General features: G+C 73.0%; 24 protein-coding genes. 2 read left to right on the top strand and 22 right to left on the bottom strand.

Translation table 11 applies throughout. The features are described 5' to 3' along the window. Nucleotides 1-178 precede the first annotated feature (178 nt). From ACIP9H_RS13165 to hisI, 12 genes are all read right to left on the bottom strand, one after another. A complete protein-coding gene (locus tag ACIP9H_RS13165) occupies nt 179-919 on the bottom strand; it encodes a VIT1/CCC1 transporter family protein (RefSeq protein WP_401584296.1) in 741 nt (246 codons plus the stop codon). Between the two features lie 184 nt (nt 920-1,103). Beyond that, entirely contained in the window at nt 1,104-2,162 is a 1,059-nt protein-coding gene (gene lgt / locus ACIP9H_RS13160) for a prolipoprotein diacylglyceryl transferase (RefSeq protein ID WP_401959082.1), read from the bottom strand. A gap of 86 nt (nt 2,163-2,248) precedes the next feature. Beyond that, on the bottom strand, nt 2,249-3,202 hold the full coding sequence (locus tag ACIP9H_RS13155) for a DsbA family protein (RefSeq protein ID WP_401959081.1): 954 nt from the start codon (nt 3,200-3,202) through the stop codon (nt 2,249-2,251). 76 nt (nt 3,203-3,278) lie between these two features. Then, on the bottom strand, nt 3,279-4,088 hold the full coding sequence (trpA, locus tag ACIP9H_RS13150; RefSeq protein ID WP_401584288.1) for a tryptophan synthase subunit alpha: 810 nt from the start codon (nt 4,086-4,088) through the stop codon (nt 3,279-3,281). Further along, a complete protein-coding gene (trpB, locus tag ACIP9H_RS13145; protein ID WP_401584285.1) occupies nt 4,085-5,329 on the bottom strand; it encodes a tryptophan synthase subunit beta in 1,245 nt (414 codons plus the stop codon). Before trpB ends, trpA begins: the two co-directional genes overlap by 4 nt. A gap of 152 nt (nt 5,330-5,481) precedes the next feature. Further along, nucleotides 5,482-5,619, bottom strand: a complete 138-nt coding sequence (trpM, locus tag ACIP9H_RS13140) for a tryptophan biosynthesis modulator TrpM (RefSeq protein ID WP_389251235.1) — start codon at nt 5,617-5,619, stop codon at nt 5,482-5,484. An 8-nt stretch (nt 5,620-5,627) separates the two neighbouring features. Continuing rightward, nucleotides 5,628-6,437, bottom strand: coding sequence for an indole-3-glycerol phosphate synthase TrpC (gene trpC / locus ACIP9H_RS13135; RefSeq protein ID WP_360912028.1), 810 nt, complete (start codon nt 6,435-6,437; stop codon nt 5,628-5,630). Between the two features lie 160 nt (nt 6,438-6,597). Beyond that, on the bottom strand, nt 6,598-7,014 hold the full coding sequence (locus tag ACIP9H_RS13130) for a DUF2752 domain-containing protein (RefSeq protein ID WP_401584280.1): 417 nt from the start codon (nt 7,012-7,014) through the stop codon (nt 6,598-6,600). A gap of 111 nt (nt 7,015-7,125) precedes the next feature. Continuing rightward, a complete protein-coding gene (locus ACIP9H_RS13125) occupies nt 7,126-7,341 on the bottom strand; it encodes an HGxxPAAW family protein (protein ID WP_401584278.1) in 216 nt (71 codons plus the stop codon). A gap of 120 nt (nt 7,342-7,461) precedes the next feature. After that, nucleotides 7,462-8,157 carry a TIGR02234 family membrane protein gene (locus ACIP9H_RS13120; RefSeq protein WP_401584275.1) on the bottom strand — a complete coding sequence of 232 codons (696 nt, stop codon included), beginning with the start codon at nt 8,155-8,157 and terminating at the stop codon, nt 7,462-7,464. Between the two features lie 43 nt (nt 8,158-8,200). Then, nucleotides 8,201-9,721 (bottom strand): anthranilate synthase component I, encoded by a 1,521-nt coding sequence (locus tag ACIP9H_RS13115; RefSeq protein WP_360912020.1) that lies wholly within the window; start codon nt 9,719-9,721, stop codon nt 8,201-8,203. Between the two features lie 204 nt (nt 9,722-9,925). Beyond that, entirely contained in the window at nt 9,926-10,273 is a 348-nt protein-coding gene (gene hisI / locus ACIP9H_RS13110; protein WP_401584272.1) for a phosphoribosyl-AMP cyclohydrolase, read from the bottom strand. An 83-nt stretch (nt 10,274-10,356) separates the two neighbouring features. Here hisI and ACIP9H_RS13105 point away from each other — a divergent pair, with 83 nt between their 5' ends. Both ACIP9H_RS13105 and ACIP9H_RS13100 read left to right on the top strand, forming a co-directional pair. Next, a complete protein-coding gene (locus tag ACIP9H_RS13105; protein ID WP_401584269.1) occupies nt 10,357-11,160 on the top strand; it encodes a hypothetical protein in 804 nt (267 codons plus the stop codon). 39 nt (nt 11,161-11,199) lie between these two features. Further along, on the top strand, nt 11,200-11,838 hold the full coding sequence (locus ACIP9H_RS13100; protein ID WP_360912013.1) for a TIGR03085 family metal-binding protein: 639 nt from the start codon (nt 11,200-11,202) through the stop codon (nt 11,836-11,838). On the opposite strand, the gene ACIP9H_RS13095 is transcribed toward ACIP9H_RS13100, so the two are convergent. The 10 genes from ACIP9H_RS13095 to hisD form a co-directional block, all read right to left on the bottom strand. Then, nucleotides 11,835-13,100, bottom strand: a complete 1,266-nt coding sequence (locus tag ACIP9H_RS13095) for an MFS transporter (protein WP_401584266.1) — start codon at nt 13,098-13,100, stop codon at nt 11,835-11,837. The genes ACIP9H_RS13100 and ACIP9H_RS13095 overlap by 4 nt on opposite strands. Before the next feature lie 31 nt (nt 13,101-13,131). Further along, nucleotides 13,132-13,746 (bottom strand): helix-turn-helix domain-containing protein, encoded by a 615-nt coding sequence (locus tag ACIP9H_RS13090; RefSeq protein WP_401584264.1) that lies wholly within the window; start codon nt 13,744-13,746, stop codon nt 13,132-13,134. An 86-nt stretch (nt 13,747-13,832) separates the two neighbouring features. Next, a complete protein-coding gene (hisF, locus tag ACIP9H_RS13085; protein WP_360912006.1) occupies nt 13,833-14,597 on the bottom strand; it encodes an imidazole glycerol phosphate synthase subunit HisF in 765 nt (254 codons plus the stop codon). Further along, complete coding sequence (locus ACIP9H_RS13080) at nt 14,594-15,004, bottom strand: RidA family protein (RefSeq protein ID WP_360912004.1); 411 nt, start codon at nt 15,002-15,004, stop codon at nt 14,594-14,596. The genes hisF and ACIP9H_RS13080 overlap by 4 nt, the downstream gene beginning before the upstream one ends. Then, entirely contained in the window at nt 15,001-15,735 is a 735-nt protein-coding gene (gene priA / locus ACIP9H_RS13075; protein WP_401584260.1) for a bifunctional 1-(5-phosphoribosyl)-5-((5-phosphoribosylamino)methylideneamino)imidazole-4-carboxamide isomerase/phosphoribosylanthranilate isomerase PriA, read from the bottom strand. Before priA ends, ACIP9H_RS13080 begins: the two co-directional genes overlap by 4 nt. Nucleotides 15,736-15,749: 14 nt before the next feature. Then, on the bottom strand, nt 15,750-16,400 hold the full coding sequence (gene hisH / locus ACIP9H_RS13070) for an imidazole glycerol phosphate synthase subunit HisH (RefSeq protein WP_401584257.1): 651 nt from the start codon (nt 16,398-16,400) through the stop codon (nt 15,750-15,752). Between the two features lie 12 nt (nt 16,401-16,412). Beyond that, nucleotides 16,413-16,565, bottom strand: a complete 153-nt coding sequence (locus ACIP9H_RS13065; protein ID WP_319661089.1) for a hypothetical protein — start codon at nt 16,563-16,565, stop codon at nt 16,413-16,415. Next, the gene (gene hisB, locus ACIP9H_RS13060) at nt 16,562-17,155 is read right to left on the bottom strand and encodes an imidazoleglycerol-phosphate dehydratase HisB (RefSeq protein WP_319661088.1); all 594 of its coding nucleotides are present in this window, start codon (nt 17,153-17,155) and stop codon (nt 16,562-16,564) included. The genes ACIP9H_RS13065 and hisB overlap by 4 nt, the downstream gene beginning before the upstream one ends. 4 nt (nt 17,156-17,159) lie before the next feature. Continuing rightward, nucleotides 17,160-18,260, bottom strand: coding sequence for a histidinol-phosphate transaminase (locus tag ACIP9H_RS13055; protein WP_401584253.1), 1,101 nt, complete (start codon nt 18,258-18,260; stop codon nt 17,160-17,162). Beyond that, nucleotides 18,257-19,579 carry a histidinol dehydrogenase gene (gene hisD, locus ACIP9H_RS13050; RefSeq protein ID WP_401584251.1) on the bottom strand — a complete coding sequence of 441 codons (1,323 nt, stop codon included), beginning with the start codon at nt 19,577-19,579 and terminating at the stop codon, nt 18,257-18,259. The genes ACIP9H_RS13055 and hisD overlap by 4 nt, the downstream gene beginning before the upstream one ends. Nucleotides 19,580-19,598: the final 19 nt, after the last annotated feature.

The following is a 19,598-nucleotide window of genomic DNA, read 5'->3' as shown; positions in this document are numbered from 1 at the left end:
CGAAAAGTGGATAGCGGATTCCATCATGTGGACTAAGCAGCGCTACGAGCAGGCAGTTCGGGGCCAGCATCGCTCACGTGAGACGCAGGCGACACTGCCCGCGGCGCCACAGACTGATGCCCTGTGTTGGTCGCGCTGAAACGAGCGGGTAACAAGTGGTTCGTGGCTCGGTCACGCCTCAGCCGACGGCGGTTCCGAAAAGCGCGCCCAGAACGAAGGTAACCCCGGCGGCCGCTCCGCCCAAGACAAGTTGCCGCAAACCGCTGAACCACCAGCTGCGCGCCGTCACACGGGCCACAGCCGCACCGCAGACGAACAGTCCGATCAGCGCCACGATCACCGCGGGCCACACCACGGTGGCACCCAGCAGGTAGGGCAGCACCGGGAGCAGCGCGCCGATGCCGAAGGACAGGAAGGACGAGCCCGCCGCCACCAGCGGCGACGGCAGGTCGCCCGGGTCGACGCCCAGCTCCTCGCGCGCGTGGATCTCCAGTGCCTGCTCCGGGTCGCGGGACATCTGCCGGGCCACCTCGTAGGCCAGCTCGGGCTCCACCCCGCGGGCGACGTACAGCTCGGCGAGCTCCCGCAGCTCGTCCTTGGGATGGCGGCGCAGCTCCCGCCGCTCTATGGCGAGCTCCGCCTCGACCAGCTCGCGCTGGGAGGCCACGGAGGTGTACTCGCCCGCCGCCATCGAGAACGCGCCCGCGGCCAGACCGGCCAGACCGGTGATCACGATGGTGGACGGCGCGACATTGCCGCCCGCGACGCCGGTCATGAGCGCGAGGTTGGAGACCAGGCCGTCCATCGCGCCGAACACCGCGGGCCGCAGCCAGCCACCGGTCACGTCACGGTGGGTGTGGTGCGCGACGTGGTAGGGAGCGTTCCGCTCCAGTTCGCTGCTCTCGACGGCTGCCGACATGGCCCGCGTTCTCCTTCCCGCGGGTGACGACCGCCCGCGTCCTCCCTGGGAACGCCTCGACCGTACGCCCGGATTCCCTGCGTTTCCAGCAAGGAAAGCCTCCCCTACCTGCGGAAACGACAGCGGCGCCGCCCGGGGTCGTGCCCCTGGCGGCGCCGCGGTACGGCGTCGGTGTCTGCCGGGATCAGCCGTTCTTGGCGGACTCGGCCCGGGCCGCGGCCCCGGCCTCCGCCGCCTCCTGCGGCTCGTCGTCCTCGTCGGGCTCGGCGGCCGCGTCGGGCTCGGCGGTCTCGTCCTCCGTCGCGGGCTTCGTCAGGTCGGTCCTGCCGGCCTCGGCGTCCTTGCCGTCCTTGCCGTCCTTGACGTCCTTTCCGGCCTCGGCGTCCTTGTCCGACGCACCCTCGGTGGCGGTGACGGGCGCCGGCTCGACGTTCTCCTCACGGCCCGGGCGGAGCCGCGCGGAGACGATCATGTAGGCGACGGCCCCGGCGAAGACGACGATCGACGTCCAGTCGTTCAGCCGCAGACCCAGGATGTGGTGGGCGTCGTCGACGCGCAGGTACTCGATCCAGAAGCGGCCCACGGTGTACGCCGCGACGTACAGCGCGAAGGCACGGCCGTGGCCGAGCTTGAAGCGGCGGTCGACCCAGATCACCAGCAGGGCCACACCCACGCACCACAGGGACTCGTACAGGAACGTCGGGTGGTACGTGGCGACGCCCAGGCTGTCCGCCGGGCGGTGGGCGCTGTCGATCTTCAGCCCCCACGGCAGGTCGGTCGGCCGTCCGTAGAGCTCCTGGTTGAACCAGTTGCCCCAGCGGCCGATGGCCTGGGCGAAGGCAATGCCGGGGGCGACGGCGTCGGCGTAGGCGGGCAGTGAGATGCCCCGGCGCCGGCAGCCGATCCACGCGCCCAGGGCGCCGAGGGCGATCGCGCCCCAGATACCGAGGCCGCCCTCCCAGATCTTGAACGCGTTCACCCAGTGCTTGCCCTCACCGAAGTAGAGCTCGTAACTGGTGATCACGTGGTAGAGACGGCCACCGACCAGACCGAACGGCACCGCCCATACGGCGATGTCCGCGATCGTGGTCTTCTGTCCGCCGCGGGCGGCCCACCGCCTGCCGCCGAGCCAGACGGCTACGAAGACACCGATGATGATGCAGAAGGCATAGCCGCGCAGCGGTACGGGTCCGAGGTGGATCACCCCGCGCGACGGGCTGGGAATGAAGGCGATGAATTCCATGGCACTGCCGACGCTACCGTGCCGGGCGGGTACGGCGGGCACCCGCCCGGCAACGGCTGAATAACGGGCTGCTGTACCGGCGTGCCTCAGCCGGTCGCCGAGGGGGTCGCCGGGGTGCTCGCGGGCGGACTCGCCGGGGCGGAGGAGGCCGGGGCGGAGGAGGCCGGGGCGGAGGAGGCCGGGGCGGACGCCGTGCCGGACGCGGCCGCCGAGCCGGACGCCGGAGCGCTGGGCGGGGTCGCGCTCGGGGTGACCGTGCCGGGCTTCTTGCCCTTGTTGGCCTCGGCGACCATCTGCTCCAGCTTCTGCGGGGTCAGCGGCGCCGCCTGGGCCCCGTAGATGTTCTTCCCGTTGAGCAGCACGGTCGGGGTGGAGTTGAAGCCGGACGACGAGAACGCGCTGTTGTTCTTGTTCACCCAGTCGTCGTACATGCCCTTGTTCACGCAGGTGGTGAACGCCGGGGTCACCAGCCCCGGCACCTGGCCGGCGAGCTGCAGCAGGTAGGGCTTGCTCGCGAACTTGTCGTCCTGCTCCGGCGGCTGGTTCCGGTAGAGCACGTCGTGGTACGCGCGGAACTTGTTCTGGTCCTGCGCACAGGCCGCCGCGTTGGCCGCGTTGAGCGAGCCGGTGCCGCCCAGGTTGCCGTCGATGATCCGGACCAGGTGGTAGTCCACCTTCAGCTGGCCCTTGTCCTCCAGGGCGTGGACGGTGTCCCGGTAGCCCTGCTCGAAGGCGCCGCAGGCCGGGCAGCGGAAGTCCTCGTACACGGTCAGCGTGGACGGTGCGTCGCTCGCGCCGGTGGGGATGACGAGCTTGTTCTCACCCGTCGCGCCCGCCGGGGAGACCGCGGCGGCCCCCTCGGAGCCGCCCCCGCTGTTGGCCACCAGGACCCCGATGACGGCACCGATCACCAGGACCCCGACCACGGACCCGGCGACGATCGCCGTCCTCTTGCGCTTCTGGCGGCGCTGGTCGTGCGCACGCTGCTCCTGCAGCCGCTCGCGGGCGCTGCGCTTTCCTTCACGGTTCTTCTCGCTCACACCCCGGGACAACGAACCGGGGGCGCACCCGCGCGCGCCCCCGGCCGTAATTCGCCCGTTCGGGCGACGGCACCGCTCAGCGGCGGACGCCCTTGGCCAGGTCCGCGGCGAGTTCGCGCACCGCCGTGAGGCCCTGCTCCAGGTCCGGCGCGTCCAGCAGCTTCTTGACGAAGGCCGATCCGACGATCACCCCGTCGGCGAAGCCGGCGACCTCGGCCGCCTGCTCCCCGTTGGAGACGCCGAGGCCCACGCAGACCGGCAGCGCGGTCTGCGCACGGGTGCGGCCCACCAGCTCGGCCGCCTCGGCGCCGACGCTCGCCCGGGTGCCGGTCACGCCCATCAGCGAGGCCGCGTAGACGAAGCCGGTGCCCGCTGCCGTGATCTTCGCCAGCCGCTCGTCCCGGCTGCTCGGCGCGACCACGAAGACGGTGGCCAGCCCGTGCTGCTCGGCCGCCTTGCGCCAGCCCTCGGACTCCTCCACCGGCAGGTCCGGCAGGATGCAGCCCGCGCCGCCCGCCTCGGCGAGTTCCGCGGCGAAGCGCTCGGCGCCGTAGCGGTCGACCGGGTTCCAGTACGTCATGACCAGGACCGGCTTGCCGGTCGCGGCGTGCGCCTCGCGCACCGTGCGCATGACGTCCTTGATCCGGACGCCGCCGCGCAGCGCGATGTCGTCGGCGGTCTGGATGACCGGGCCGTCGAGCACCGGGTCGCTGTGCGGCAGGCCCACCTCGACGATGTCCGCGCCGCCCTCCAGGGCCGCCTTGACGGCCGCGATGCCGCCGTCGACCGTGGGGAAGCCCGCCGGCAGGTAGGCGACCAGCGCCGCCCGCCCCTCGGCCTTCGCGGCGGCCAGGGTCCGGTCCAGCAGTTCGATCTGCCCGCTCACTTCTCGGCCCCCTCGGCCCCGTCGTACAGCCCGAACCAGCGGGCCGCGGTGTCCATGTCCTTGTCGCCGCGCCCGGAGAGGTTGACCAGGATCAGGCCGTCCTCGCCGAGTTCGCGGCCGAGCTGCAGCGCTCCCTCGAGGGCGTGGGCGCTCTCGATCGCCGGGATGATGCCCTCGGTCTGCGACAGCAGGCGCAGCGCCCGCATGGCCTCGTCGTCGGTGACCGGGCGATACTCCGCGCGGCCGGTCTCCCTGAGGTAGGCGTGCTCCGGGCCGATGCCGGGGTAGTCCAGTCCGGCCGAGATCGAGTACGGCTCGGTGATCTGGCCCTCGTCGTCCTGGAGGACGAAGGAGCGCGAACCGTGCAGGATGCCGGGCTCGCCCTTGGTGAGCGTCGCGGCGTGCTCGCCGGAGTCCACGCCGCGGCCGGCCGCCTCCAGGCCCACCAGGCGCACCGACGCGTCGGGGATGAAGGCGTGGAACAGGCCGATGGCGTTGGACCCGCCGCCGACGCACGCGGCGACCGCGTCGGGCAGCCGGCCGGCCCGTTCCAGGATCTGCCGGCGGGCCTCGACGCCGATGACGCGGTGGAAGTCGCGCACCATGGCCGGGAAGGGGTGCGGGCCGGCGGCGGTGCCGAACAGGTAGTGCGTGCGGTCCACGTTGGCGACCCAGTCGCGGAACGCCTCGTTGATCGCGTCCTTCAGCGTGCGGCTGCCGGACTTCACCGAGACGACCTCGGCGCCCAGCATGCGCATACGGGCGACGTTCAGCGCCTGGCGCTCGGTGTCGATCTCGCCCATGTAGATCGTGCACTCCATGCCGAACAGCGCGCACGCGGTCGCCGTGGCCACGCCGTGCTGGCCGGCGCCGGTCTCGGCGATCACCCGGGTCTTGCCCATGCGCTTGGTGAGCAGCGCCTGGCCCAGCACGTTGTTGATCTTGTGCGAGCCGGTGTGGTTGAGGTCCTCGCGCTTGAGGAAGATCCGCGCGCCGCCGGCGTGCTCGGCGAACCGCGCCGCCTCGGTGAGCGGGCTCGGGCGGCCGGCGTAGTGCACCAGCAGGTCGTTCAGCTCCGCGGCGAAGGCCGGGTCGGCCTTGGCCTTGTCGTACTCGACGGCGACCTCGTCCACGGCGGCGACGAGCGCCTCCGGGATGAACTTGCCGCCGTACCGGCCGAAGTAGCCCTCGGCGCTGGGCACCCGGCCCTCGGGGTCGGGAATGAAGAAGTCAACGGACATGACGTTCTCGGCTCCTTCGGGGGCGCGCTCGCGCCCCCAGAGTCTCTGGGCGTACCGATGGTCACGCTACGGCGCGTCGAGCGCCGTATGCGTCCGCGTCCGCGCGCGTCACAGGCCGGGACGGAACCCCGTCCGGGCGGCGCGCGCGGCGGCTAGCGCCATCGGCGACCGTTGATCTGCCCCGGCTCGCAGCCGATGTGGTACCGCACGCGGCGCCCGAGAATGCGCCGCGCGGGCGCGCGGCAGCCACGGGGACGGCAGCCCCGGGCCAGTCGCGCGTAGGTGTGCATGGGCGGGTTCAGCCCCGTCCGTGGCGCAGCGCGGGGTGGGCCCCGGCGGCGACGAGGTCGGCGACCGCGGTCCTGGGGTCGCGGCCGGTGACCAGGGACTCGCCGACCAGCACGGCGTCGGCGCCGTCGTTGGCGTAGGCGATGAGGTCGTGCGGGCCGCGCACGCCGGACTCGGCGACCTTGACGATGTGGTCGGGGATCTCCGGCGCGACCCGGGCGAAGGTGCCCCGGTCGACCTCGAGCGTCTTCAGGTTGCGCGCGTTGACGCCGATGACCCGGGCCCCGGCGTCGACGGCGCGGGCGACCTCGTCCTCGTCGTGCACCTCGACCAGCGGGGTGAGCCCGATGGACTCGGCCCGCTCGATCAGGGAGACCAGCGCGTCCTGCTCCAGCGCGGCCACGATCAGCAGCGCGAGGTCGGCACCGTAGGCGCGCGCCTCCCACAGCTGGTACGCGGTGACGATGAAGTCCTTGCGCAGCACGGGGATGTCGACCTTGGCCCGCACGGCCTCCAGGTCGGCGAGCGAGCCGCCGAAGCGGCGCTGCTCGGTCAGGACCGAGATGACCGCCGCGCCGCCCGCCTCGTAGTCCGCGGCGAGGCCCGCCGGGTCGGCGATGGCGGCGAGGGCGCCCTTGGAGGGACTGGACCGCTTGACCTCGCAGATGACGGTGACGCCCTCGCCGCGCAGGGCGGCCACGCCGTCCTTCGCGTCACGCGCCTTGGCGGCGCGCTGCTTGAGCTCGTCGAGCGAGACCCGGGCCTGCCGCTCGGCGAGGTCTTCGCGGACGCCGTCGATGATCTCGTCGAGCACACTCACGCGAGGGGACCCCTTCCGAAAGCGAAACGATCAAGCCAGTGAGATGTTCCACCAGCACTGCGATGGTAACCGCCGGGGGCCGCCGGACCCGCATCCGACGGAACGAACGACCACCAGGTGGACAGATCGGACAGGCCCAGACAGGCCCGGGAAGCCGCCGTCAGGGCGCCAGCGCGGCCCCGAACGGCAGGTTCCGGACAACGGTGAAGACCACCACGACCGCCCCCACCGCCCACCAGTGCACCGGCCGCAGGCCGACCGAGAACGGCCGCCCCCGCAGTGCCCGGGAGAACCAGACGACCCATCCGACGGCGAAGAGGAGGTACATGACGACGGCCAGCGCGTTGAGGCCGAACGCGGCCCCGAAGTCGCCGTGCGCCACCGCGTACGCGCTGCGCAGCCCGCCGCAGCCCGGGCAGTACAGGCCCGTGTAGTGCAGGAGCGGGCAGACCGGGTAGTGCCCGGGGTGGTTGGGGTCGACGGTCCCGACGTAGGCGAAGGCGGCGACGACGCCGCCCAGCAGGCCCAGCGGGGCGGCGAGGGCGCTCGCCTTCGGTGCGATGGCGGTCTCGGTCACCCGCCGATTGTCCCGCGCCGGGCCGCCGGGGAACACCCGGGGTCGCCGCGCAAACGGCGAAGCCGCCCGCGGCACGCGGCCGGGGCGGCTACGGTGCCCTGGTACGGCGGGTCAGCCGCGCGCGACCTTGCGCGCCACCGGCTTGCCCAGGCCGGCGGCACGCATGCCGAGGCCGATGAGACCGCCCACCGCGGCCAGGGCCAGGCCCGCGAACATGCCGATCGGCTCCGCCAGGACGACGAAAGCACCCGCGACGCAGAAGCCGATGAAGGCGATGATCACGCCGGTCCAGGCGGCAGGGGTGTGTCCGTGGCTGTTGCCCGCCATGAGTGCTCCCAAGTCGTTCTACTGAAGGTTCGTTTGGTCGTTCGCCGCGCGATGGCACGCGTCGCGGCCCATTGTCCCCTGTTCCGCTCACGCTCCGCGCGCGGGGGGTGGCCCGGCGCGTCAGAGGGCGTCGGTGGGGTCCTCGCCGCGGTCCAGCGCCTTCCAGATGTCCTCGGGGCGCTCCTCGCCGTCGGCCGCGCGGGCGGGCCGGGCATTCCGGGCCCCGGAGGGGCGGGCCGCCGCACCGCCGTCCCGCTCGTAGCGGCTGGACATCCCCGGCCAGGCCGCGGCGCGCAGGACGGCCGTCACCCCGGCGAGCAGCAGCAGCGCCCCGCCCACGGCCGACACGGCGGGCCACGTGGTGGTGGCGGTGTCCGTCGCGGTGGCCCGGGTCAGTCCGCTGGCGGCCGCCGCGGCGGCGTCCAGGGAGGAAGCGTCCCCGGTGGCGAGCAGCGCGGCGAGCAGGGCACCCGCCCCGCACAGCGCGAGCAGCGCGCTCACGACCCTGCGGGCCGCGCCGCGCACGGCGAAGACCGCGACGAGCGAGGCCAGTCCCACCAGCGCCAGCGCTCCCGGCACCGCCGTCACCTGGCTGCCGTCGGCATGCACCGCCACGCCGGCCCCGGCCGCACCGGCGAAACCGTGCTGCCACGTCTTGCCCGCGGCCAGCAGCACGAGCGCCGCGCCGAGCGCTCCGCCCGCCAGCGCGACGGCCATGCTGCGGCGGCCGCCCGCGCGGCGCGGCCCGTGGGGCACGGCCGTGCTTGCAGCATCGACATCGGCATCGGCACGGGGCTGCGGTACGGCGCTGGTCATCCGACCACTATCCCCCCTGGCCCCGCGGCCCCCGTACGCGGGGCTACGCCCCCGCGCCCATCCGGTTCGCCGTGGCCACGGCGCGCAGCACCGCCGCCGCCTTGTTGCGGCACTCGGTGTCCTCCGAGACCGGGTCGGAGTCGGCGACGATGCCTGCGCCGGCCTGGACGTACGCCGTGCCGTCGCGGAGCAGCGCGGTGCGGATGGCGATGGCCGTGTCCGAGTCGCCCGCGAAGTCCAGATAGCCCACGCACCCGCCGTACAGCCCCCGGCGCGTCGGCTCCAGCTCGTCGATGATCTGCATCGCCCGCGGCTTCGGCGCCCCCGACAGCGTCCCGGCCGGGAAGCACGCCGTCAGGACGTCGAACGCGGTGCGCCCCGCCCCCAGGGTGCCGGTGACGGTCGAGACGATGTGCATCACGTGGCTGTAGCGCTCGATCGACATGAAGTCGACGACCTCGACACTGCCCGGCTCGCACACCCGGCCCAGGTCGTTGCGGCCCAGGTCCACCAGCATCAGGTGCTCCGCCCGCTCCTTGGGGTCGGCCAGCAACTCGTCGGCCAGCGCCTGGTCCTCACGGGGCGTCGCACCGCGGGGCCGCGTGCCAGCGATCGGGTGCACCGTGGCGCGGCCGTCCTCCACCTTCACCAGCGCCTCGGGGCTCGACCCCACCACGTCGAAGCCCTCGAACCGCAACAGGTACATGTACGGGGAGGGGTTGGTGGCCCGCAGCACCCGGTACACGTCCAGCGCGCTCGCCGGGCACGGCGTCTCGAACCGCTGCGACGGCACCACCTGGAACGCGTCCCCGGCCCTGATGTACTCCTTCGTCCGCTCCACCGCCCCGTGGTACGCGGCGCCCCCGAAGCGTGCCGTGATCTCCTCCGGGAGCCGTGACGGCGGCAGTTCCACCGGCGCGGTGTCCACCGGCCGGGACAGGTCCGCGGTCATCGCGTCGAGCCGCGCCACGGCGTCCGCGTACGCCTCGTCCACCCCGGTGTCCAGGTCGTTGTGGTTGATCGCGTTGGCGATCAGCAGCACCGAGCCGTCCCAGTGGTCCAGCACCGCCAGGTCCGAGGTCAGCAGCATCGTGAGCTCGGGCAGCCCCAGGTCGTCCCGCGCGTGGTCGCCCACGCGCTCCAGCCGGCGCACCACGTCGTACCCCAGGTAGCCGACCATCCCGCCGGTGAACGGCGGCAGCCCCGCGTCCTCGTGCAGGTCCCGCGGCGTGTGCAGCGCCTCCGTCGTCGCCCGCAGCGCCTCCAGGGGATCGCCGCCCCGGGGCACCGCCACCGGCGGCGTCCCCAGCCAGTGCGCCTGCCCGTCCCGCTCGGTCAGCGTCGCCGCGCTGCGCACGCCCACGAACGAATACCGCGACCAGGAACGCCCGTTCTCCGCCGACTCCAGCAGGAACGTCCCCGTACGCTCCCCCGCCAGCTTCCGGTACAGCCCGACCGGGGTGTCCCCGTCGGCCAGCAGCTTCCTGCTGACCGGAATCACCCGCCGGTCCATCGCCAGCTTGCGGAACGTATCGAGGTCGGGGGTGACAGTGCCCGTGGTCATGCCCCGCAGCCTAGTGCCCCCGCCCGTCCGGTCCGCGCGGCGCGTTCCCGCGGCGTGGGGGCCGAAGGGGGAGCGGCCGCTGCCGGAAAGGAGAGCACGCGCAGGCCGTGCGGAACGAGCGGCTGAGCACGGTCGACCTCCCCCAGCTACCGCTGGGAGGTGCCCCCAGCAGCGGCTCAGCGACCCGGAGGCGAACCGAGCCCCTCAAGAAAGGGGCAGCACGTCCGCGTCGAAGCAGGTGCGGTCGCCGGTGTGGCAGGCCGCGCCGATCTGGTCGACCTTCACCAGGATCGTGTCGCCGTCGCAGTCCAGGGCCACCGACTTGACGTGCTGGACGTGCCCCGACGTGTCGCCCTTGACCCAGTACTCCTGGCGGCTGCGGCTCCAGTAGGTGCAGCGGCCGGTGGTCAGGGTGCGGTGCAGCGCCTCGTCGTCCATCCATCCGAGCATGAGGACCTCACCCGTGTCGTACTGCTGGGCGACGGCCGGGACGAGCCCGTCGGACGTGCGCTTGAGGCGGGCGGCGACGGCGGGGTCGAGCGGGGATTCCATGCCCTCCATTCTGCCGCGTCCGGGCAGGCCGTACTTCGACTCCCGCACACACGACGATCACCCGTATGGGGCATGCTTCGTCCATGAGTTTTCCTCCGCAGCCCCCTCCCGACGACCCGCGCTCCGGCCAGGGCGGCGGTTTCGGGCCGCCCCCCGGGGGTTTCGGTCCGCCGCAGTACCAGCCGCAGCAGCCTCAGCCCTACCAGCCCCAGCCGTACCAGCCGCAGCAGTACCAGCCCCAGCAGGCGCCGCAGGCGCCCTACCAGCAGCAGCCGCAGCCGGGTGGCTACGGCGGCTATCCGCCCCCGCAGCCTCCTCCGCGCAGCGGCGGCGGGGCGAAGGTCGCGGCGATGGTCATCGGGGCGGTCGTGCTGATCGCGGTGATCGTCGGCGGTCTCGCGGTGGCGCTGGGCGGTGGCGACGACGGCAATGACGCGGCGGCCTCCTCCAGCAGCCCGGCGGCGTCGGCCGCGACCTCGTCGCAGCCCACGAACCCCACGGACACCTCGCCGGCGCCCGCGGAGACGTTCCGCAAGTACGTGGTGCTCGATGTCGGCCAGTGCTTCAACGACCCCGGGCTGGACAGCGGCGTCACCGAGGTCACGCCGGTCTCCTGCAACGGCCCGCACGACGCCGAGGTCATCGCGCACGAGAAGATCACCGGCACCTTCGCCACCGAGGCCGCGCTGAAGAAGCAGGTCCTCAAGCTCTGCGAGGCGGACGCCGGCAAGCGCCTGGACCACATCACGGACAGCCGCACGTTCTACTACTACGCGCTCTACCCGAAGCTGGCCGGGTACCAGGTGCAGCACAAGGACACGGTCTCCTGCTCCTTGACGCTCAGCAACAAGCCCGATGGCGAGAAGCTGACCAAACCGCTCTCGTAGGTGCTGCCCGTGGGCGGGGAGCCGACGTAGGCTGACGGCATGTCGACTCATGCCCAGCGTGAACGTCTGCTCCTCGCCGACCTGCTGGAGAGCGCCGGCTCCGACGCGCCCACCCTCTGCAAGGGCTGGACCACCCGCGACCTGGCCGCGCACATCGTCGTCCGCGAACGGCGCAGCGACGCCTCGGCCAGCGTGGTCATCCCGCAGCTCGCGGCCCGGTCGGAGCGGATCCGCCAGGAGTTCGTGGCCAAGCCGTACGAGGAACTCGTCCAGCTCATCCGCACCGGGCCGCCGCGGCTGTCGCCGTTCGCCCTCAAGCAGATCGACGAGGCCGCCAACACCGTTGAGTTCTTCGTCCATTCCGAGGATGTGCGCCGGGCCCAGCAGGACTGGTCGCCCCGCCGGCTGGACCCGGTCTTCGCCGACCTGCTCTGGTCCCGCCTGGAGCGTTCCGCCCGGCTGCTGGGCCGCAAGGCGCCGGTCGGCGTGGTGCTGCGCCGGCCCGACGGGCAGACCGCGGTGGCCCACCGCGGCACGCCGGTCGTGACGGTCACCGGCGAACCGGCGGAGCTGCTGCTGTTCGCCTTCGGGCGGCAGGAGGCGGCCCAGGTGGAGACCGAGGGCGACAAGGATGCCGTGGGCCGGCTGTACGAGGCCCGGCTCGGCATCTCGGGCTAGGCCCTGTCGGCGAGTTCGGCCCGGCGCAGCGCGGGCGCGGCGAGTCCGAGGACGGCTCCCGCGGCCGCGACCGCCGCGCTCGCGACGAACACCGGGCGGGCGCCCCAGACGCCGATGGCGGCGCCCGTCAGCGGAAAGCCCAGGGGCGCGATGCCGAGGGAGAACAGCGCGGCGACGGAGCTGACGCGGCCGAGGTAGGGGCCCTCGGTGACGGTCTGCAGCAGGGCGCCGCAGAGCGCGCCGCTGAGTCCGGCCACGAGGCCGACGACGGCCGCGACGGCGACCGCCGCGGGCAGGGCCGGTGCGAAGGCGAGCAGCGCGACGGCGACCGCACCGACGCCGAGGCAGCAGGACTGGGCGAGTCCGGCGCGCGGCAGGCGCCCGCGTACGGTCAGCAGCAGGGAGGCGGCGCCCGCGCCGGCGCCGAACCCGCTGACGATCCAGCCGAGCCCCGCGGCGCCCCAGCCCCGTTCGGCGGCGAGCAGGGTGAGGCCGATGTTGAGCGGGCCGGCGAAGCCGAGTTCCCCCACCGCGATGACGGTCATGAGGGCGGCGAGCACGCGGCGGCGGCGTATGTAGCGCAGGCCCTCGGTGAGGTCCTTCCAGGGCGTGCCGGCCCGGCCCTCTCCCCCGCGGTCGTCGGGCGGCAGCGGCGCCAGGCGGACGGCGGCCAGCAGCGCGAGCGAGACGGCGAAAAGGGTGCCCGCGGCGGCGAAGGCCGCGGAGGGGCCGCCCGTCGCGACGGCGGTGCCGCCCAGCGAGGCGCCGGCGACGCCGCCGACGCGGACCGCGATGCCCTTCATCCCGTTGAGCCGCCCCAGTTGGCCGGGGCCGGTGATACGGGGCGGCAGGGCGCCGACGGCCGGCAGGAAGACGGCGTCCACGGCGCCGAAGAGCAGCGCGATCACGGCGAGGGCCCACAGCCCCGGCGTGGTGAGGGCGAGCAGCGCGGCCGCCGCGAACATGACCACGCAGCGCGTCAGATCGCTGCCGATGACGATGCGGCGCGGGCCGAAGCGGTCGGCGAGCACGCCCCCGCCGAGCATCAGCACGGCGCGCGGCACGGCGCCGGCCGCGAGCACCAGTCCAGCCCGTCCGGGGTCGCCGGCGCGTGTCGCGGCCCAGGACAGGGCGAGGAACCACATGGCGTCGCCGATGAGCGAGGCCGTGAACGCGGCCAGCCAGCGCAGGACGTTGGCGTCCCGGTGGGCGGGGAGGCCGGGCGGGGCGAGGGGCGGTGCGGAGATTCCGGGGGCCGCCATGCGGTCGCCTCCTTCGTCGGTGGTGCCGCGGTCAGGACCGGTAGGGGAATCCGTACAGGTGCACCGCGACGTGCTCGCGGCCCGCGGTGTCGCCCGTGTCCTCGGCGGCGCGCGCCCGGTCGGCCCAGCGCGTCATCAGTTCGTCGAGTTCCGCGCCGAGTTGGCGGGTCTCCTCCACCGTCAGGCGGGGCAGGTACTCGGAGCTGAAGCCGGCGTCCGACCACTCCTTGCCCCATGCGTGCTGCTGGTCGAGGTAGGAGGCGTAGCGCTCGTAGCGGGTGGCGAGCAGGTGGCGGGTGACCTCGCTCATCACGGCCGCGCCCTCGGGGCGGTCGACGAAGTCCGAGGAGCGGAAGGTGATTCCGCGTTCGGTGGTGACCTTCCACCAGCGTTCGCGGGCGTCGCTGCTGTGCCCGGGGGCCTCGGCGATGAAGCCGTGCGCGGCGAGCTTGCGCAGGTGGTAGCTGACCAGCGAGACCGCTTCGTCTACCTGGTCGGCCAGTTGGGAGGCGGTGGCGGTGCGGGCGGTGAACAGCGCGCGGTAGAGCCTGATCCGCAGCGGGTGTGTGAAGACCTTGAGCGCGTCGAGGTCGGTGATCCGGTGCGGGTGGTCCGCGGTGCCGCCGGGGGGTGTGGGCTCTGCCATGTTCCGGAGGCTAGATACAAAAGTAAAATTGCGCAAGATAATTTGCGCAACTGGTCGTGCGCATACGGCCCCGGGCAGGGGGCGGATCAGCGGACGGGCCGGCCGGCCTCGCGCAGCGTCTGCTTGACCTCGCGGATGCGCAGGTCGCCGAAGTGGAAGACGGAGGCGGCGAGGACCGCGTCCGCGCCCGCGGCAACGGCCGGGGCGAAGTGGGAGAGCGCGCCGGCGCCGCCGGAGGCGATGACGGGGACCGTGACGAGCCTGCGCACGGCGGCGATCATCTCCGTGTCGTAGCCGTCCTTGGTGCCGTCGGCGTCCATGGAGTTCAGCAGGATCTCCCCCGCGCCGAGTTCGGCCGCGCGGTGCGCCCACTCCACCGCGTCGATGCCGGTGCCCCGGCGGCCCCCGTGCGTGGTGACCTCGAAGCCGGACGGGGTGCCGGCGTCCGTGCGGCGGGCGTCCACCGACAGGACGAGGACCTGCCGGCCGAAGCGTTCGGCGATCTCGCGGATCAGCTCGGGCCGGGCGATGGCGGCGGTGTTGACGCCCACCTTGTCGGCGCCGGCGCGCAGCAGCTTGTCGACGTCCTCGGCGGACCGCACGCCGCCGCCGACGGTGAGCGGGATGAAGACCTGCTCGGCGGTGCGCCGCACCACGTCGTAGGTGGTCTCGCGGTTGCCGGAGGACGCGGTGATGTCGAGGAAGGTGAGCTCGTCGGCGCCCTCGGCGTCGTACAGCCTGGCCATCTCGACGGGGTCGCCCGCGTCCCGGAGGTCGCGGAAGTTGACGCCCTTGACGACCCGGCCGTTGTCCACGTCCAGGCAGGGGATGACTCGGACCGCCAGGGTCATTGCGCTCGGGCTCCTCGGAATGCTTCCAGTTCGACTTCGACCAGGACCCGCGGGTCCATGAACCCCGAGACCACGACGATCGTCGTGGCCGGGCGGGCGCGGTCGAAGAACTCCTTGTGCGCCCGGCCGACCTCCTCCACGTCATGGGTGTGGGTGAGGTACATGCGGGTGCGGACGACGGAGTCGGCGTCCAGTCCGAACGCCTCCAGCGCGGCGAGGGCCTTGGTGAACGCGACCTTCGCCTGCTCGTACGGATCGCCCTCGCCGAAGAGCACGGTGCCCTCGAACGGCATCGTGCCCGCGACGTGGACACGGTCCCCCGCCGCGACGGCGCGTGCGAAACCGAACTGCTCCTCCCAGGGGCTGTCGCTGTGCACCCGCCGTACGTCGTCGGGGGTTTCCGTCATCGGGACACCGCCTCCAGGGCCTCTTCCAGGGTGAACGCCTCCGCATAGAGCGCCTTCCCGACAATGGCGCCCTCGACCCCCTGCGGCACCAGGGAGGCGATGGCCCGAAGGTCGTCGAGGGAGGAGACGCCGCCGGAGGCGACGACCGGCCGGTCGGTGGCCGCGCACACGTTCTTCAGCAGCTCCAGGTTGGGGCCCTGCAAGGTGCCGTCCTTGTTGATGTCGGTGACGACGTACCGGGCGCAGCCCTCGGAGTCCAGGCGGGCCAGCGTCTCGTAGAGGTCGCCGCCGTCGCGGGTCCAGCCGCGGCCGCGCAGGGTGGTGCCGCGGACGTCCAGGCCGACCGCGATCTGGTCGCCGTGCTCCGCGATGACCTTGGCGACCCACTCGGGGGTCTCCAGCGCCGCGGTGCCGAGGTTGACCCGGGTGCAGCCGGTCGCGAGCGCCGCGGCCAGCGTCTCGTCGTCGCGGATGCCGCCGGACAGCTCGACCTTGATGTCCATGGAGCGCGCGACCTCGGCGATCCGGGCGCGGTTGTCACCCGTGCCGAAGGCGGCGTCCAGGTCGACCAGGTGCAGCCACTCGGCGCCGGCCCGCTGCCAGGCGAGGGCGGCGGCCATCGGGTCGCCGTAGGACGTCTCGGAGCCCGACTCCCCGTGCACGAGGCGGACGGCCTGACCGTCGCGGACGTCGACGGCGGGGAGGAGTTCGAGGCGGTGCGTCGTGCTCATGACGGCGTCGGGTCCTAGTCCTTGAAGGTGTCGAGCCAGTTGGACAGCAACTGGGCGCCGGCGTCGCCGGACTTCTCGGGGTGGAACTGGGTGGCCCACAGCGGGCCGTTCTCCACCGCGGCGACGAACGGCTCGCCGTGCGTCGCCCAGGTGACCCTGGGAGCCCGGATGGCCGGGTTTCCGGTCTCCAGCTCCCAGGAGCGCACCGCGTAGGAGTGCACGAAGTAGTACCGCGCGTCGGCGTCGAGCCCCGCGAACAACTGCGAGTCCCCGGGCGCCTTCACGGTGTTCCAGCCCATGTGCGGCACGATCGGCGCGCGCAGCGGCTCGACCGTGCCGGGCCACTCGTCGCAGCCCTCGGTGGTCACACCGTGCTCGACGCCCTGCGCGAAGAGGATCTGCATGCCGACGCAGATGCCCAGCACCGGACGGCCGCCGGCGAGGCGGCGGCCGATGGCCTGTTCGCCGCGCACCGCCTTCAGCCCCGCCATGCAGGCGGCGAACGCGCCGACGCCGGGCACGAGCAGCCCGTCGGAGTCCAGGGCCTTGCCGAAGTCGGCGGTGATCTCGACGTCCGCGCCCACCCTGGCCAGCGCCCGCTCGGCGGAACGCACATTGCCGAAGCCGTAGTCGAGGACCACGACCTTCCTGGCCGCCTTGCTCATCTGCGCGACCCCCTACAGCCGCAGCAGGCCGGACACCAGCGACATGGCCGAGCCGATGCCGAGCAGCACGATGACGCCCTTGGGCATCTTCTGCTTCCAGAACGAGTAGACGCCGCCGGCCAGGAAGAGGCCCAGCAGGATGAACAGGATGGCCGGCTTGGTCACAGCGCGCCCTTCGTCGACGGGAGGATGCCCGCGGCGCGGGGATCGCGCTCGGAGGCGTAGCGCAGGGCCCGGGCCAGCGCCTTGAACTGGCACTCCACGATGTGGTGGGCGTTGCGCCCGTACGGCACGTGGACGTGCAGGGCGATCTGCGCCTGGGCGACGAAGGACTCCAGGATGTGCCGGGTCATCGTCGTGTCGTAGGAGCCGATCATCGGTGCCATGTTCTCCGGCTCGGTGTGCACCAGGTAGGGGCGACCGGAGAGGTCCACGGTGACCTGGGCGAGGGACTCGTCCAGCGGCACCGTGCAGTTGCCGAAGCGGTAGATGCCCACCTTGTCGCCGAGCGCCTGCTTGAAGGCGGCGCCGAGCGCGAGGGCGGTGTCCTCGATGGTGTGGTGGGTGTCGATGTGCAGGTCGCCCTCGGTCTTGACCGTGAGGTCGAAGAGGCCGTGGCGGCCGAGCTGGTCGAGCATGTGGTCGTAGAAGCCGACTCCGGTGGAGATCTCGGTCCTGCCGGTGCCGTCGAGGTCGAGCTCGACGACGACGGAGGTCTCCTTGGTCGTGCGCTCCACGCGGCCGACGCGTGTCATGTGGTTACCGCTCCTTCTTCAGCTCGCGCACCGCTTCGAGGAACGCGTCGTTCTCGGCGGGGGTGCCCGCGGTGACCCGCAGCCAGCCCGGTACGCCGTTGTCGCGGACGAGGACACCGCGGTCGAGGATCGCCTGCCACGCCCGGTGGCTGTCCTCGAAGCGGCCGAACTGCACGAAGTTGGCGTCCGAGTCGACGACCTCGTACCCGATCCCCCGCAGTTCCCCGACCAGGCGGTCCCGCTCGGACTTCAGCTGCTCGACGTACCCGAGCAGGGTATCGGTGTGCTCCAGCGCGGCGAGCGCGGTGGCCTGGGTGACCGCCGACAGGTGGTACGGCAGGCGCACCAGCTGCACCGCGTCCACGACCGCCGGGTGCGCCGCGAGATAGCCCAGCCGCAGGCCGGCCGCGCCGAAGGCCTTGGACATGGTGCGGCTGACCACCAGGTGGGGGCGGCCCTCGATCAGCGGCAGCAGCGACGGGGAGTGGCTGAACTCGCCGTACGCCTCGTCGACCACGACCAGCGAGGGACGGGCGGCCTGCGCGGCCTCGTAGAGGGCCAGCACGGTGTCGGCCGCGACCGCGGAGCCGGTCGGGTTGTTGGGCGAGGTGATGAAGACCACGTGCGGCCGGTGCTCGGTGACGGCCCGCCCGGCGGCGGCCACGTCGATGGTGAAGTCGTCCTCGCGGGGCCCGGCCACCCAGCCGGTGCCGGTGCCGCGTGCGATCAGGCCGTGCATCGAGTACGAGGGCTCGAAGCCGATCGCGGTGCGGCCGGGGCCGCCGAAGGTCTGCAGCAGTTGCTGGATGACCTCGTTGGAGCCGTTGGCGGCCCACACGTTGGCCGGCCCCACCGCGTGGCCTGCGGTGCGGGTCAGGTACTTGGCGAGCTCGGTGCGGAGCTCCACCGCGTCCCGGTCCGGGTAGCGGTTGAGGTCGCGGGCGGCCTCGCGGACCCGCTCGGCGATCCGCTCGACCAGCGCCTCGGGCAGCGGGTACGGGTTCTCGTTGGTGTTCAGGCGTACGGGGACGTCGAGTTGGGGCGCTCCGTACGGGGACTTGCCGCGCAGCTCGTCCCGGATGGGCAGGTCGTCGATGCCGGTCACGAGCCCGGTACCGTCCAATCGAATCGTGCCCGCACCGCCGCGCCGTGCGCCGGCAGGTCCTCGGCGTCGGCGAGCGTCACCACGTGGCCGGCGACCTCCGCCAGCGCCTCGCGCGTGTAGTCGACGACGTGGACGCCGCGCAGGAACGACTGCACCGACAGGCCCGAGGAGTGGCAGGCGCAGCCGCCGGTGGGCAGGACGTGGTTGGACCCGGCCGCGTAGTCGCCGAGCGAGACGGGGGCGTACGCGCCGACGAAGATCGCGCCCGCGTTGCGCACCCGGGCGGCGACCGCCCTCGCGTTCTCGGTCTGGATCTCCAGGTGCTCGGCCGCGTAGGCGTCCACCACCTGCAGGCCCTGCTCGATCCCGTCGACCAGCACGATGCCGGACTGGCGGCCGGACAGGGCCGGGGCGATCCGGTCCTCGACGTGCTTGGTGGCGGCGACCTGGCGCTCCAGCTCCTTCTCCACCGCCTCGGCGAGGTCGGCGGAGTCGGTGACCAGGACGGCCGCGGCCAGCGGGTCGTGCTCGGCCTGGCTGATCAGGTCGGCGGCGACGTGCACCGGGTCGGCGGTGCCGTCGGCGAGGATCGCGATCTCGGTGGGACCGGCCTCCGCGTCGATGCCGATACGGCCCTTGAGCAGGCGCTTGGCGGCGGCGACCCAGATGTTGCCGGGGCCGGTGACCATGTTCACCGGACGGCACTCCTCGGTGCCGTACGCGAACATCGCGACGGCCTGGGCGCCGCCCGCCGCGTACACCTCGTCCACGCCGAGCAGCGCGCACGCGGCGAGGATCGTCGGGTGCGGCAGACCGCCGAAGTCCTTCTGCGGCGGCGAGGCGACGGCCATCGAGCCGACCCCGGCCTCCTGGGCGGGCACCACGTTCATCACCACGGACGACGGGTAGACCGAGCGGCCGCCCGGCACGTACAGCCCCACCCGCTCCACCGGCACCCAGCGCTCGGTGACCGTGCCGCCCGGCACGACCTGCGTGGTGTGGTCGGTGCGGCGCTGCTCCCCGTGGACGAGCCGGGCGCGGCGGACCGACTCCTCCAGCGCGGCCCGCACCCGCGGGTCCAGCTCCGCCAGGGCCCGGGTCAGCGCCCCGGCCGGAACCCGCACCCGTTCGATGGTGACCCCGTCGAACCTCTCCGCGTAGTCGATCAGTGCCGCGGTGCCGCGATGCCTCACGTCGTCGCAGATCGGCCGCACCTTCTCCAGGGCGGCCTCGACGTCGAGCTCGGCACGGGGTAGCAGATCGCGGTCGATGCCGTCCTCGGGGAAGGCGTCACCGCGCAGATCGATTCGGGAGATCACCCTCCCAAGTGTAGAGAAC

Origin of the sequence: Streptomyces sp. NPDC088732 (genome assembly GCF_044751205.1) — a bacterium.
Taxonomy (GTDB): domain Bacteria; phylum Actinomycetota; class Actinomycetes; order Streptomycetales; family Streptomycetaceae; genus Actinacidiphila.
Note: the sequence above shows the minus strand (reverse complement) of the source record. Positions and strands in the feature narration are given on the sequence as shown.

Coding starts and splice junctions, on each gene's coding strand:
- ACIP9H_RS13165 (WP_401584296.1), bottom strand. CDS start 919: ATGTCGGCAGCCGTCGAGAGCAGCGAACTGGAGCGGAACGCTCCCTAC.
- lgt (WP_401959082.1), bottom strand. CDS start 2,162: ATGGAATTCATCGCCTTCATTCCCAGCCCGTCGCGCGGGGTGATCCAC.
- trpB (WP_401584285.1), bottom strand. CDS start 5,329: ATGTCCGTTGACTTCTTCATTCCCGACCCCGAGGGCCGGGTGCCCAGC.
- trpM (WP_389251235.1), bottom strand. CDS start 5,619: ATGCACACCTACGCGCGACTGGCCCGGGGCTGCCGTCCCCGTGGCTGC.
- ACIP9H_RS13125 (WP_401584278.1), bottom strand. CDS start 7,341: ATGGCGGGCAACAGCCACGGACACACCCCTGCCGCCTGGACCGGCGTG.
- ACIP9H_RS13120 (WP_401584275.1), bottom strand. CDS start 8,157: ATGACCAGCGCCGTACCGCAGCCCCGTGCCGATGCCGATGTCGATGCT.
- ACIP9H_RS13115 (WP_360912020.1), bottom strand. CDS start 9,721: ATGACCACGGGCACTGTCACCCCCGACCTCGATACGTTCCGCAAGCTG.
- hisI (WP_401584272.1), bottom strand. CDS start 10,273: ATGGAATCCCCGCTCGACCCCGCCGTCGCCGCCCGCCTCAAGCGCACG.
- ACIP9H_RS13105 (WP_401584269.1), top strand. CDS start 10,357: ATGAGTTTTCCTCCGCAGCCCCCTCCCGACGACCCGCGCTCCGGCCAG.
- ACIP9H_RS13100 (WP_360912013.1), top strand. CDS start 11,200: ATGTCGACTCATGCCCAGCGTGAACGTCTGCTCCTCGCCGACCTGCTG.
- ACIP9H_RS13095 (WP_401584266.1), bottom strand. CDS start 13,100: ATGGCGGCCCCCGGAATCTCCGCACCGCCCCTCGCCCCGCCCGGCCTC.
- ACIP9H_RS13090 (WP_401584264.1), bottom strand. CDS start 13,746: ATGGCAGAGCCCACACCCCCCGGCGGCACCGCGGACCACCCGCACCGG.
- hisF (WP_360912006.1), bottom strand. CDS start 14,597: ATGACCCTGGCGGTCCGAGTCATCCCCTGCCTGGACGTGGACAACGGC.
- ACIP9H_RS13080 (WP_360912004.1), bottom strand. CDS start 15,004: ATGACGGAAACCCCCGACGACGTACGGCGGGTGCACAGCGACAGCCCC.
- priA (WP_401584260.1), bottom strand. CDS start 15,735: ATGAGCACGACGCACCGCCTCGAACTCCTCCCCGCCGTCGACGTCCGC.
- hisH (WP_401584257.1), bottom strand. CDS start 16,400: ATGAGCAAGGCGGCCAGGAAGGTCGTGGTCCTCGACTACGGCTTCGGC.
- hisB (WP_319661088.1), bottom strand. CDS start 17,155: ATGACACGCGTCGGCCGCGTGGAGCGCACGACCAAGGAGACCTCCGTC.